The sequence below is a fragment of the Peribacillus sp. NPDC096379 genome, assembly GCF_044762875.1.
Lineage (GTDB): Bacteria > Bacillota > Bacilli > Bacillales > DSM-1321 > Peribacillus.
The window spans coordinates 19,753-32,718 of record NZ_JBIWFD010000005.1 but is presented as its reverse complement, the minus strand read 5'-3'; the positions used below and the strand labels follow the sequence as shown (position 1 = coordinate 32,718).

General features: G+C 37.2%; 14 protein-coding genes. All 14 read left to right on the top strand.

Features of this window, described 5'->3' with window-relative positions:
- The first annotated feature begins 84 nt into the window (after positions 1-84).
- The 14 genes from ACIQZI_RS19725 (at position 85) to ACIQZI_RS19660 (ending at position 12,938) form a co-directional block, all read left to right on the top strand.
- A complete protein-coding gene (locus tag ACIQZI_RS19725; protein ID WP_403076330.1) occupies positions 85-1,524 on the top strand; it encodes a PTS transporter subunit EIIC in 1,440 nt (479 codons plus the stop codon).
- Positions 1,525-1,750: 226 nt separating this feature from the next.
- The gene (locus ACIQZI_RS19720) at positions 1,751-2,206 is read left to right on the top strand and encodes a cupin domain-containing protein (RefSeq protein WP_403076803.1); all 456 of its coding nucleotides are present in this window, start codon (positions 1,751-1,753) and stop codon (positions 2,204-2,206) included.
- Between the two features lie 366 nt (positions 2,207-2,572).
- Complete coding sequence (locus tag ACIQZI_RS19715) at positions 2,573-3,328, top strand: hypothetical protein (protein WP_403076327.1); 756 nt, start codon at positions 2,573-2,575, stop codon at positions 3,326-3,328.
- A 122-nt stretch (positions 3,329-3,450) separates the two neighbouring features.
- Positions 3,451-4,869, top strand: a complete 1,419-nt coding sequence (locus ACIQZI_RS19710) for a purine-cytosine permease family protein (protein ID WP_403076324.1) — start codon at positions 3,451-3,453, stop codon at positions 4,867-4,869.
- Between the two features lie 464 nt (positions 4,870-5,333).
- Positions 5,334-5,975 carry a 3-hexulose-6-phosphate synthase gene (hxlA, locus tag ACIQZI_RS19705; RefSeq protein WP_062186692.1) on the top strand — a complete coding sequence of 214 codons (642 nt, stop codon included), beginning with the start codon at positions 5,334-5,336 and terminating at the stop codon, positions 5,973-5,975.
- A gap of 2 nt (positions 5,976-5,977) precedes the next feature.
- Positions 5,978-6,535, top strand: coding sequence for a 6-phospho-3-hexuloisomerase (hxlB, locus tag ACIQZI_RS19700; protein WP_049683949.1), 558 nt, complete (start codon positions 5,978-5,980; stop codon positions 6,533-6,535).
- Between the two features lie 135 nt (positions 6,536-6,670).
- Positions 6,671-7,417: an IclR family transcriptional regulator gene (locus ACIQZI_RS19695; RefSeq protein WP_062187925.1), complete on the top strand. Its 747-nt coding sequence runs from the start codon at positions 6,671-6,673 to the stop codon at positions 7,415-7,417.
- A 71-nt stretch (positions 7,418-7,488) separates the two neighbouring features.
- Positions 7,489-7,902: a hypothetical protein gene (locus ACIQZI_RS19690; protein ID WP_049683945.1), complete on the top strand. Its 414-nt coding sequence runs from the start codon at positions 7,489-7,491 to the stop codon at positions 7,900-7,902.
- 388 nt (positions 7,903-8,290) lie between these two features.
- Positions 8,291-8,653 carry a transcriptional activator HxlR gene (gene hxlR / locus ACIQZI_RS19685; RefSeq protein ID WP_062187923.1) on the top strand — a complete coding sequence of 121 codons (363 nt, stop codon included), beginning with the start codon at positions 8,291-8,293 and terminating at the stop codon, positions 8,651-8,653.
- Between the two features lie 237 nt (positions 8,654-8,890).
- Entirely contained in the window at positions 8,891-9,532 is a 642-nt protein-coding gene (gene hxlA, locus ACIQZI_RS19680; protein ID WP_062187921.1) for a 3-hexulose-6-phosphate synthase, read from the top strand.
- A gap of 61 nt (positions 9,533-9,593) precedes the next feature.
- Positions 9,594-10,007, top strand: a complete 414-nt coding sequence (locus ACIQZI_RS19675) for a hypothetical protein (protein ID WP_049683945.1) — start codon at positions 9,594-9,596, stop codon at positions 10,005-10,007.
- Positions 10,008-10,146: 139 nt separating this feature from the next.
- A complete protein-coding gene (locus ACIQZI_RS19670; RefSeq protein WP_403076316.1) occupies positions 10,147-11,142 on the top strand; it encodes a heme-dependent oxidative N-demethylase family protein in 996 nt (331 codons plus the stop codon).
- An 18-nt stretch (positions 11,143-11,160) separates the two neighbouring features.
- Positions 11,161-11,961 (top strand): dimethylamine monooxygenase subunit DmmA family protein, encoded by an 801-nt coding sequence (locus ACIQZI_RS19665; protein ID WP_403076311.1) that lies wholly within the window; start codon positions 11,161-11,163, stop codon positions 11,959-11,961.
- 23 nt (positions 11,962-11,984) lie between these two features.
- Positions 11,985-12,938 (top strand): PDR/VanB family oxidoreductase, encoded by a 954-nt coding sequence (locus ACIQZI_RS19660; protein WP_062187915.1) that lies wholly within the window; start codon positions 11,985-11,987, stop codon positions 12,936-12,938.
- Positions 12,939-12,966 lie beyond the last annotated feature (28 nt).

Here is a 12,966-nt window from a genome sequence, read left to right as displayed (position 1 = left end):
TGTTAGCAAAAGCGCCATTCCTCCTCTGTTTAACACTGGGCGTTGCCTGTTCTGTGTTTGAAGCAGAGGTCTTCCTGCGTGAATATGATGAAGAAACTAGGCCAATTGTTGAGCGCCATCGTTTACCAAAATATTGCGGTCATTATAGTCGCAGGAATCATTCAAGGAGTTTTTGGGGTTTATGGATGGTGGTATAATGATAGAATTTTACTTTTATTGAATCCTATTAATAACATTCTTTTGCCTATTTTATTAGGTTATACAGGTGGGCGATTAATAGGGGGACAGCGGGGAGCTGTTGTAGCTTCCATCGTGACATATGGATTAATACTATCAAGTTCTACTCCGGCCATCTTTGGTGCCATGATAATCGGACCATTAACAGGTTGGCTAATAAAAAAGCTTGATCATATCGTAAAAAAGAAATTACCCGGTGTTGGATATGAATTGCTCATTAGTAATGTCTTAGCTGCGATGATTGCTACTATACTCACGATTTTATGTTTTTTTTATGTAGGACAAACATTTTCTGCTGTCGTGGAATGGCTCACAAATCTATTAGAAACCATTATTTACTCAGGCTGGCTCCCACTGACGGCCACAATCATTGAACCTGCAAAAGTGCTATTTTTAAATAATATTATCAATTTTGGAGTATTAGGCTCTCTCGGGGTTCAGCAAGCAGAAGAGCTCGGTAAATCTATTTTTTTCGTGTTAGGAGCAAATCCGGGACCGGGACTAGGTATTCTTCTCGCTTGTTGGTTGAAAATGGGGATTGAACAAAGGAAGGGTGCAAAACTAGCTGTTTTTATCCATTTTTTTGGTGGTGTACAGGAAGTTTATTTCCCGTACGTTTTAATGAATCCGCTTTTAATTATTCCACTTATTGTAGGAGGAATGATTGGGGTGTTTACATTTCAAATGTTTGATGTAGGTCTTGTCGCTATTCCATCGCCATCTAGTATCTTCTTGTTTATCGGTCTGGCGCCAAAAGAGGATATACTTTTTATCATATTAGGTATATTGCTTTCAGCTATAGCCACCTTTTTTTGCAGTGTGATTCTTTTAAAACGAGTGCCAGATTCTCCTCTTTTATTGGAAAATAGTGAATATGTAAAGTTTCAACGTGTAGAGAAAGATGAAAAACCAATCACAAAAGAGACGATGGATAATATGACTGATCCATCTATGAATAAAGAAAGAGGTGAGACAGAAATTATTTCAGCATTTTCCAATATAGATAAGCTTGAAAACATCTTTTTTATTTGTGAAGCAGGAATGGGTTCAAGTGCAATGGGAGCTGCGATGTTAAAAAAGAAGCTCAAACAAGCCAATTTGACTATAGAAGTTGAAAATGCCTCTATTAGCGATATTCCCGAATATGCAGACCTTATTATTTGCCACGAGAAGTTCCTTTCTGTTGTACAAAAAACGGTACCCAATAAAGTCTGCTATTCGCTTAGGTCTTTCACCGATATGAAAGGTTATGATGAACTGGTGGAGCATATAAACAATATTGTTTAATAGCCAATGTCCAAAATGAGTTAAGTTCAGGCATACGTTATGTAGATCTAGCATGGTTCTACACAAGTTAAAAAGTAATATGGCTGTTAGTGTCTAAGTATACCCTTCTATCTTTGCATTAGAATAGCACTATCATCAGTTTTGTCGCACGTTGAACGCGACAAAACTGATGGAACTGAAGCAAGTAAATATCATTTAATAATGCTAGAATTAAAGTAGAAAGAAGATTCAGATAAAACTAATAAAATTAATTGGAGTGAAAAGAATGAGCAGAACAGCTACAAAAGACAACTATACTTATTTAAGTCAAGGTCCCGGATTACAATTAATTAAAGCTGGTACTACAGAACTAAAAGAAGTCAACGCGATACTAGGAATCCCAGAAGTGAGAAGCCAAATTATTGATATTCCTATTACTCAAGCTGAAGGTGCTGCAACATTAGGTTTATATGCAATGCAAAAAGCCGAAAAAGGCTTTGATTTTAAATATGATTACTTAGAAATTAAAACGGTTGTTAGTGGCCAATTTATCCTTAGTGATGATCAAGGAATTGATAGAATGGTAGCAGAAGCTGGTGATGTAGTTATCATCAACGCTGGTACTACGGTTACATTCCACCCTGAATGCGATGGAGTAGCAACTTATGTTGCACACAGATTGCCAGAACCTATATTTGCATAATCGATCGTTTAACTAGATTTTAAAGTTGAAGTATAGATGTTCCCGTTTGCACAAATGAAAGCGCTGCGCAAACGGGTTACTTTTCTCTCTATAAATCAGAAAACTTTGAATGTTCTTGTGGTTGAATGGAAATGAAGGCCGTTTTATCAAATAAGAAAATAAGTAGTCCACTTAATGATCAAACCTCAAAAGAAAGCGATTTCATTTTGTAGCAAAGTGAGTTTAAGCTAAACTTAATTCGACAAATAATTAATATGTAATCTCAAGTTAAATACATGAGGCCATATTTCCTTTCCTATCTAAAAAATAGAGATATTCCATTTAAGTGTTCTTATAATCTATGAAACGAAAAGGGGTTATTAAACAATGCATACGGTCAATGCCATGAGCTATCAAGATTTTGATTTTGAGCTGAATGGTCAGGAAGCTTTATTAGAAGATATTTTTCCAGGTTTCAACGAACATGATCGCATCGGGGTCGTCGTCAGAGAAGTTGGCGGAGGGACAGGTGCAAGTGCCGTGTTGATGTCAGCGCTTACGCGGTTTTATGATTTTTTCCGACCGAATCTTGGGGTTGAACCAGGGCAACAGTTTATTTATCCCGAGTTCTTTGTCTTTCATGTCGGTGAAAAGTATATGACACATTATTGGATGGACATATGGCCACCGCATAAAGAGGTTATCGTGGAAGATGATCCTGAGCAAATTTTAGAGGCAATTAATGACCGCGGTATTACGCGCTTGCTTGTCGAAGATATGGATCTTCTTGAGCCTATTTTTTTAAAAGAAACTGTAAATGCTGCTAAACATCGTATTGTTACAGCGTTAGCCTATTCACCATCAGGTCGCATTGAAAATAGTGATGTGAAAATTACGAGTTGTGAAGCAGCTGAGAAAAATGTAATGGACACAATTAAAATGTCAGAAGGTCTTTCAAATGACACCATGGAAGAGTTGTTTCAAAGACGGGAATCATTAAAGATAAATGGACGTGTAACAGAAACGTATCGCCGCATTGAAGTAGCAGATGCATTGCACATGCTCACTCGCAATATTGAACCAGGTCCAACAACACGAAGCTATTTTGCTCTACTAGAACTGGAAGCTGAAATAGAAGCGTAGATATCGCAAATCATGATTATACGATTGGCATAGATTCAACCATCGTTTTCTTACCTTATATTTTCCTTTCAATTAACTGATAATTCCTAATATTTGGATAATTTTCAAAAGGAGATGAAATTATGGCTGGAGGGTCATTGAACGTATCAGGACAAACAGAGGGTTTAAGCGAAAAAGAATTAATGAAAGATGATTATTCATTAAGTAAAGTGCCTACTGAAAAAAGAAATATGGGCTTACTAAGTGTTGCAAACATCGCTTTAGGTATTTCTACAGCCATCTTCTTTTTTCAAATGGGGAGCGTCATGGCCATTAAATTTGGCGCGATGAATGCGTTGGTGTCAGGAATATACGCAACAATTGTTGCTGGAATCATCAGTACAATTATTGTTTATTTATCCGCAAAAACGGGAATGAATGTAAACTTATTATCCAGGGGCGGAGGATTTGGTTATATAGGTGCTTCATTAACCTCACTCGTTTATGCCTCAAACTTCATTATGTACTGTGCATTTGAAGGAATTCTCATGGTGTATGCTGTGAATGAATTCCTCCCAGCCATTCCAATGTGGGTGTTAATTGTTTTCTTTGGATCAGTTGTTATTCCTTTAAACTGGTTTGGGATTAAGCAATTGGATAAAATACAAAAATTTACATTGCCGATATTTATCATTATGTTAGCCATCGCTTTGATTGTCTCTTTCATTAAACCGTCAGCGTATGATGGGAACTTTTTGACCTATGTGCCAGATGGAGTTAAATTTGGAGGAACAGCTTTGCTTCTTTGCATAGGCATGCAAAATGGATTATTAGGTCTAATGGCTTTACTTGCATCAGATTATGCGAGATTTCTTAAAAAAGATGACGTTAAAGTAGGGAAGTATATTATCGGGTTTTTCCCTCAGCTCCTTTGTTTTTTCATCATGGGTCTTATCGGTATCTGGTTTGGAGTTCGCATGGGAGAAGCTAACCCTGGTGTTTATATGGTTCAACTCCTAGGTATAGGGGGCGTATTTTTTACGATTTTGACGCAAGTTCGTATTAACATTACGAATTTATACAGCGGTTCATTATCTCTGTCCAGCTTTTTTGAGAACGTGTTTAAATTTAAACCAGGAAGACCGTTTTGGGTAGTCGTATCAGGCGTAACCTCAATCGCTTTAATGCTAGGTGGCATACTAGATCATTTAAGTGGTGTACTAATCGCTCAAGGGATTTTCCTAATGGCATGGGCAGCTATCTTAATAAGTGATGCATTCATTGTTAAAAAAGTATTAAAAATCGGCCCTACTTATTATGAACATAGACAAAAGAATTTGTTCAAATGGAATCCGGTTGGCGTCGTTGCTTTTGTAGTAGCGAGTATATTTGGTTCTATTGCTGGCTTCGGATATATGGGGACGTTCTTACAAAATACATCTGCATTCTTTTCCTTTATCATCGCGTTTGTGGTCACAATTATTATGGCAATTGCTACAAAAGGGAAATACTATGTTAGAGAAGAAGCGAAAGATATTCCAGTTGAGGAATACATCGCTTAAGTTAATAATGTATAGATTAACTTGATCATAGGTGTTGTGTAAGGAATCACTCCAGATCAATCAAGTTAAGCCAATGATTGTATGTTTAATAGAAAGTCTATCCTTCTTTTATTTCTTAAAAGAAGGATTTTTATTATGGCCCTTTAATAAGTAGAACCGTTGTCCGACAAAAAGAAAAGCCCATATCTGTGGAGTTTCAGACTGTTTTCTTCTGTAGAGGACTGTCTGTATTTTTTAGTATTCTATTGATAGATTTGAGCCGATGCAATACCTCTCAAACGAATGTTCAAATGGACGATTTTAATATGGAAATCAATTTTCCTTAAGAAGGAACTCTCTATAGTATAATATTTATCACCATATGTTAATAAAGTGCGTACTTTATTTTCTGAAAATTAGGACATATACTGAGTGTAGTACTAATAAATCAATAATAACAATTATATGAAGGAAGTGACCCAATCATGAAATTACAATTAGCACTTGATCTAGTTAATATTCCAGAAGGCATCAGCGTCGTAAGAGAAGTAGAGGCATTCGTAGATGTCGTTGAAATCGGTACACCTGTCGTTATTAACGAAGGGCTTCGCGCTGTTAAAGAAATGAAAGAAGCATTCCCTAATTTAACTGTCCTAGCTGACCTAAAAATCATGGATGCAGGCGGATATGAAGTAATGAAAGCATCTGAAGCTGGTGCTGGTATCGTAACAGTTCTAGGCGCAACAGATGATTCAACAATTAAAGGTGCAGTAGAAGAAGCAAAAAAACACGGATCTGAAATTCTTGTCGACATGATCAATGTAAAAGACATTGAACAACGTGCGAAAGAAGTAGACGCTCTAGGTGTTGATTATATATGTGTACATACAGGGTATGACTTACAAGCAGCGGGTGAAAACTCATTTGAACAACTTAGAACGATTAAACGCGTCGTGAAAAACGCAAAAACAGCTGTAGCAGGCGGCATTAAATTGGAAACGCTTCCTGAAGTGATTCAAGCACAACCAGATCTTGTAATCGTGGGAGGCGGCATCACAGGGAAAGACGACAAAAAAGCCGTCGCACAAGAAATGCAACGATTAATTAAAGAGGCGGTGACCGTTTAATTATGCAAACAACTCAATATACTGAACTCGTTTTGCAAGAGCTTCAACGAACAGCGGCGCTCGTTCGCGATGAAGATGCTGAACAACTCGTAAATGGCATTTTGAGCGCAAAGAAAGTGTTTGTGGCAGGTGCTGGCAGATCAGGTTTCATGGCTAGATGTTTTGTCATGCGTATGATGCACATGGGATTGGATCCATATATTGTGGGCGAAACCGTGACACCTAATTTAGAAGAAGGCGATATCTTTATCATCGGCTCTGGATCTGGTGAAACGAAAAGTCTTGTTGCCATGGCAGAGAAAGCAAAAAGCATCGGAGCTACAGTAGCAGCAGTAACGATATTCCCGAACTCCACCATTGGTGATTTGGCAGATATCGTCATTGAAATCCCTGCTCAAGCGAAGTCCGGTGTCGATACAGGGAATAAATCCATTCAACCAATGGGTTCTCTGTTCGAACAAAGCTTGCTATTATTCTATGATTCTATTATTCTCCGCTTCATGGAGAAAAAAGGCATGGATTCCGATAAAATGTACGGACGTCACGCGAATTTAGAATAGGATCGAGTCGTCTATTATTCGATGATCCCTTTCGTTAGATCGCAAGACAAACTATCCATGTTTCTATGATTCATTTTGGAAGTACTCTTTTATAAAGACAGCAACTTATCAATATCTCAATCAAGGAGAAAATGTATGTCGGAGGTTATTCGGAAGTCTGTTGCATTACTCACCACCATCGTGCCGACTGAGGATCAAGAGGAGTGGAGTGCGACTGAAGTAAGCCGCCAACTTGATATTCCTATTCAAACGGTGCATCGATTACTTTCAAGTCTTGCTGAATATGGTTTTGTATTTCAGAATCATGAAACCAAAAAGTTCCGTTTAGGTTTAACTTTGATGCAATTAGGGTTCTCGATACGGGATAATTTATCCATTCGAAATAGTGCACTTCCGACTATGGAAAAGCTGATGATGAAAACCGGAGAATCCGTTTATTTAACCGTTCCAGAAGGTACTGAGGGAGTAATTGTTGACTGTCTTAATAAGAATTTGCTTTCAAAGGAGAAAGAGATTGGGAAGAGAACGCCATTATGTGTTGGTGCATCGAATCAAGCAATTTTGTCTCATCTAAGTTCAGATATGAAACAGCAGATCATACAAAAACTTGTTGAGCAGGGTGAAATAAGTGATGTAAACACATTAGAAAGCGAATTAAAACTTATTACGAAATGGAAGATTGCTAACTCTTTTGGAGAAATTACTAAGGGAACGGTTACTATAGCGGCACCTATTTTTTCTTGGGAAGGGAAAGTAGTGGCTTCCATCAGCGCTGTTTTTTCGGAAACGAATAAGGATCACCATTCTAAATATATTATGAGTGAAGTGAAGAGAGCGGCAGGGATCATTTCTGAAGAATTAGGATGGTTAAAATCCAGTTAAATAATATGCTAGGCAGAAATAGAGTTCGATTGAACGAATATAAAAAATAAAATGGATAAGGAGTGTCAATAATGAGCCAATCAACAGAAGCAAAAAACTATAGCTATTTGAGCCAAAAACCAGGGATCCAAATTTTTAAACCAGGTACGTTTGATAAAATTGAATTGGATGGACTTTTAGGCAAACCAGATTTGAACAGCCAAATCATTGATGTACCTGTAACAGCAACTGCTAATCCTCTTACAATCGGATTCTTCTCTATGCAACCAGGAGATGAATTTGAATTCGTATATGAATTTTTAGAGTATAAAGTAATCACAAAAGGTAAATTTGTCTTACGTGACAAGCAAGGGAACAAATATATAGCTGAAGCAGGCGATGTTGTTCTCTTCACACCGAATGTTCCGGTTATTTTTGATGGTGAAAGTGATGGAGAAGCAATCTATACGAAACATGCTGCTGCTGATGCTGCATTTATGAAATAAGAAAAGTGGACTGTCAAACATCAGGATCAGACTTTGTTAGATGACAGGAAATAAAAGAGCTCGTTTAGGCAGCTTTCGTCCAGTTCATACGGGCGAAGGTTGCTTAATTTTGTTATTTAGCATCGTTATAACAGAATCGACCCATCCATTTGCCTTTCTGACCCCTCATCCTTCTTGCTAAAAAGGTTGTTAACAGTTCTTGTAATCTCTCTTCTAAAGATTTATTACAATTTGGTTTGCCATGCGTCCATTCAGTCAGGTTAGAAAAATTTTTAGAAAATATTTTATTATCAGAAAATATTGTTTGTAAATATGCAGTTTTTTGTTATATAGTGTAAGAAAACATACTTTAATGATGAACGCTAACATGATAAGGGAGGGATAACGAATGAGCCATACTCGAGAAAAGACATTTAATTGTGAAAAAGAATTAACACTTTCTATTATCGGTGGGAAATGGAAGATGCTGATTATGTGGCATTTAGGGAAAGATGGGACAAAAAGATTCGGCGAATTGAAAACCCTCATACCGGCCATTACTCAGAGAATGCTTGTTAGTCAGCTTCGAGAATTGGAAGAAGATCTCATTGTCAGTCGTAAAGTTTATCCTGTCGTTCCGCCCAAAGTCGAATATTCACTAACAGAACGAGGTCATACTTTAATTCCGATTCTCGAGTCTATGTATGTGTGGGGGAAAGATTATACTGAAAGCGTTTTAAATCATACACTAGAAAAAACGAATGAACTCTAAATAAGAAGGCGGATATTTTGCAAAAAACGCTAAAAAAATCATGATAGGCAAGTAGCAGAATCAGCTAATATTCGGGTAATATTGACAGAATAATAGGAAGAAAATACTTCATAAATCCCAATAGTATATTTTATGACACAATATGATAAAAAAGTGCGTACTTTGTTTTCTGAAAATTAAGACATATAATAAGATCAGTACCAATTACTAACTACTTTTATAAGGAGTGTCCTATTCATGAAATTGCAATTAGCACTTGATCTAGTCAATATTCCAGAAGGTATCAGTGTCGTTAGAGAAGTAGAAGCATTCGTAGATGTCGTTGAAATCGGTACACCGGTCGTGATTAACGAAGGGCTTCGCGCTGTTAAAGAAATGAAAGAAGCATTCCCTAACTTAACGGTCCTAGCTGATCTAAAAATTATGGATGCAGGCGGGTATGAAGTGATGAAAGCATCTGAAGCTGGTGCTGGTATTGTAACGGTATTAGGTGCAACTGATGATTCGACGATTAAAGGTGCTGTCGAAGAAGCGAAAAAACACGGATCTGAGATTCTTGTCGACATGATCAATGTGAAAGACATTGAACAACGTGCGAAAGAAGTAGACGCTCTAGGTGTTGATTATATCTGTGTACATACAGGGTATGACTTACAAGCAGCGGGTGAAAACTCATTTGAACAATTGAGAACAATCAAACGCGTCGTGAAGAACGCAAAAACGGCTGTAGCAGGCGGCATTAAATTGGAAACGCTTCCTGAAGTGATTCAAGCACAACCGGATCTTGTAATCGTTGGCGGAGGTATCACAGGGAAAGAAGATAAAAAAGCAGTGGCACAAGAAATGCAACGCTTAATTAAAGAAGCGGTTACTGTTTAATTTAAATAAATGACAGGATATATAAGAGAATCCAAATAAAAAAATAATAGGAGTGTTAATAATGAGCCAATCAACAGAAGCAAAAAACTATAGCTATTTGAGCCAAAAACCAGGGATCCAAATTTTTAAACCAGGTACGTTTGATAAAATTGAATTGGATGGACTTTTAGGCAAACCAGATTTGAACAGCCAAATCATTGATGTACCTGTAACAGCAACTGCTAATCCTCTTACAATCGGATTCTTCTCTATGCAACCAGGAGATGAATTTGAATTCGTATATGAATTTTTAGAGTATAAAGTAATCACAAAAGGTAAATTTGTCTTACGTGACAAGCAAGGGAACAAATATATAGCTGAAGCAGGCGATGTCGTTCTCTTCACACCGAATGTTCCAGTTATTTTTGATGGTGAAAGTGATGGAGAAGCGATCTACACGAAACATGCTGCTGCTGATGCTGCATTTATGAAATAAGGATCACCCAATTTAAAAGTTTAGCTGACATGTACGAACGACAAAAAAATTATGTACGAAAAGACATTCTATAGGTAGATCGTTCCTATAGAATGTTTTTTCTAAAAAAAGACGAATCTTTTATCAAGGAGAGAAAATAATGAAAAAAAGTACTCCTACCCCTATAAAAGCAGAAATTCCTAATCGGCCTATAGTCGAACGTTTCCCTTTCCCGTTTAAGGGAGACTCCCATGATTTTTCAAACAACTCCACACCACTTGATCCGCCGTTTGTGCTTGATATTACACCTGAATATATTGAGGAAATCAAACTAAAGCGGCAACTTCTAGATAGCAGAAAAGAACAAACCTATCAATCTTACCCTCATTCTATTGAAGCGCAATGGGAAATTTTGGAGATGATTATGGATGAGATGGCATCCATTCACCCGAATTATTTCAGTGTCTTTAAAAATGGAAATCAGTGGATGTTCCAAAATAACATTCTTGAAGAAGAATATTCATTTACTTTCGGCGATTGTTCAAGTTTACCGTATGAGCCATTAGACTTTATTGGTCGCCATGTACAAGCAGATTTGATTTATCTTGCACAAAAAGACGGTGATCTTTTCCTTGACGCGGGACAATTATGTTTCCCAGCTAATTGGTCCCTAGCATTCGATCTAGGTATGGACTTTTTATCTATTCATTTTCCTGTGCCATCCCGTTTTACGAATACTGGGTTAGCTGAGAAAATCCGCGGATTCATTTTAAGAATGGAAGCTGGAAAACCGTGGACTCGATTTAATTGGACAATGACCGTTGAGCCAATTCTTGGTACATCACCTGAAACGTTTGATGAGTGGGGACCGAAAAAAGACGATGTAACCAGTGAAAATGCAGGAAAACTAGTATATTTTAGAGTTGAAGATCAAAGATTATTCCGACTCCCACGTAGCAATGGAATTTTGTTCAGCATCCATACCCATATTATTACGTTGGAAGAATTAACTAAAAATCGCAAATGGACGGGCCAACTTCGCAATGTACTAGTTGATTTGGCAGATGATATAGCAGAATACAAAGGTTTGCTTTTCTATAAAGATAAATTAGTAACATACTTGGAAAAAAAGCTAGAAGAGACTTTTTCAAATTAACTAAAGGGATGAGGAAAATTGAATACAGTTAAAGGCAGAGTAATACAAGTAGAGAATTCATTTGATCAAGGGTTTATAGCAGAAGTGAAATTGCTTTCCGGTTCTAATTCTCAAATGATAGGCTTTGCGAAGCAAATTATATGCAATCAAACTCGGTTCAAGCTTCCTGTTTATTTGGTCGAAACCGGTAAACAGGAAGGAACATATCGCCTGCTAATGAATACAACAACTTATCCAGAACAAGAAAAAGTGCGCTTAGTAGAACAGTTCAAAGATCAGGAATTCGAGTTGATTGTGGAGGAAGATCCATATTTTGAACTTCATCACAACTGTCAAAAAATGCTATTAATCATTGACCAATCGGCTCTTTTTGTTAATTTGGCTGAAATAGATTTTCTGTCATTAAAAAATATCGAATTCAATGTATTTGTGATAGCTGAAGAAAAAGATCCTATTTTGGATTATCTTCAAGAGAAGTATGGTCGTAACATTACCATTCTATCATCTTTTACGGCTGATGACGTTCAAGCCGTACTGGATAAACAATTAATAGGTACAAAACTGTTTATATCTGGGGACTGGTCCATGGTTCGAGATATCAAACAAGCTGGATATTCAGTAGGGTTTACAGATAAGGAAATGCAAACGAAAGAGATTGGAATAAAAGAGGAAAAAGTATATTGTGTAAAATGTTACAACCATAATATGAAAACAAACCGCAGTGAAATAACATGTGTACATTGTCATACAGTTCTCGACGTTTCTAATCATTTTTCAAAAAGACTGGATGCATACTTAGGCTATATCCATGTGGTCTAAGTTTAGAAAGGAGAATCGACAAAATGACTACGGGTATCATTGATGTTATTGTAGATAAAATAACCATTGAATCGCCATCGGTTAGAAGTTTTCAGCTAAAAGCAGCAGATGGTTCTGCCTTGCCACGTTTTAGTGGTGGGGCCCATATTACGACAAAGATTAAGAGTGAACAAGCCCTCTTTGAACGCCATTATTCATTAACAAATGATATCGATCAAAATGAATACTATCAAATTGCTGTCGGCCGAAACACAAACTCGCGAGGGGGTTCTGTTTATTGGCATGACTCTATAAAAGAAGGGGATCAGCTAGAGATTAGTTATCCGAAAAACCATTTTCCTCTTAGCTTTAGTGCTAAACATCATGTTTTTATTGCTGCTGGTATTGGAATAACGCCGTTTCTTGCTATGGCGTCTCATTTGAAAAAGCAAGGAAAAACGTTTGAATTACACTATGCAGCTCCTTCAAAAGAATTGTGCGCGTTTTATCCTTTTCTGTCATCTGTTTATCCAGAAGAGACTCACTTCTACTTCTCAAGAACGGATCGAAGAATGACAACGGAAGTGATGAAAAACCAACCGATAGGCACTCATGTTTATTTTTGTGGAACGGAAGGAATGGTAAAGGAGTTTGCAGAAGCTGCAAAATTATACGGATATCCTGAAAGTAGCATTCACTTTGAACTTTTCACACCGCCAGATTTTGGTCCATTGTATGCATTTGAAGTGGAATTGAAACAAAGCAAGCAGGTTCTTCAAGTTCCTGAAGGGGCCACATTATTAGATGTTTTATTGGAAAATGATATTGATGCACCATATTCTTGTAAAGTTGGTGGATGTGGTAGCTGTCAAGTGAATGTGTTAAAAGGGGAAGTCGATCATAGAGATGTGTTCCTTACAGATGAAGAAAAGAACGGCGCAAATGTCGTTTTGACATGTGTCTCACGAGCAAAAGGATGTTTAGTTTTGGACTTATAAATTATTTGAATATTTTGCAATTATCATA

What these genes read in the sequence shown, in the direction of transcription:
- ACIQZI_RS19725 (WP_403076330.1), top strand. Translation starts at nt 85, where the DNA reads ATGATGAAGAAACTAGGCCAATTGTTGAGCGCCATCGTTTACCAAAAT.
- ACIQZI_RS19715 (WP_403076327.1), top strand. Translation starts at nt 2,573, where the DNA reads ATGCATACGGTCAATGCCATGAGCTATCAAGATTTTGATTTTGAGCTG.
- ACIQZI_RS19710 (WP_403076324.1), top strand. Translation starts at nt 3,451, where the DNA reads ATGGCTGGAGGGTCATTGAACGTATCAGGACAAACAGAGGGTTTAAGC.
- hxlA (WP_062186692.1), top strand. Translation starts at nt 5,334, where the DNA reads ATGAAATTACAATTAGCACTTGATCTAGTTAATATTCCAGAAGGCATC.
- hxlB (WP_049683949.1), top strand. Translation starts at nt 5,978, where the DNA reads ATGCAAACAACTCAATATACTGAACTCGTTTTGCAAGAGCTTCAACGA.
- ACIQZI_RS19695 (WP_062187925.1), top strand. Translation starts at nt 6,671, where the DNA reads ATGTCGGAGGTTATTCGGAAGTCTGTTGCATTACTCACCACCATCGTG.
- ACIQZI_RS19690 (WP_049683945.1), top strand. Translation starts at nt 7,489, where the DNA reads ATGAGCCAATCAACAGAAGCAAAAAACTATAGCTATTTGAGCCAAAAA.
- hxlR (WP_062187923.1), top strand. Translation starts at nt 8,291, where the DNA reads ATGAGCCATACTCGAGAAAAGACATTTAATTGTGAAAAAGAATTAACA.
- hxlA (WP_062187921.1), top strand. Translation starts at nt 8,891, where the DNA reads ATGAAATTGCAATTAGCACTTGATCTAGTCAATATTCCAGAAGGTATC.
- ACIQZI_RS19675 (WP_049683945.1), top strand. Translation starts at nt 9,594, where the DNA reads ATGAGCCAATCAACAGAAGCAAAAAACTATAGCTATTTGAGCCAAAAA.
- ACIQZI_RS19670 (WP_403076316.1), top strand. Translation starts at nt 10,147, where the DNA reads ATGAAAAAAAGTACTCCTACCCCTATAAAAGCAGAAATTCCTAATCGG.
- ACIQZI_RS19660 (WP_062187915.1), top strand. Translation starts at nt 11,985, where the DNA reads ATGACTACGGGTATCATTGATGTTATTGTAGATAAAATAACCATTGAA.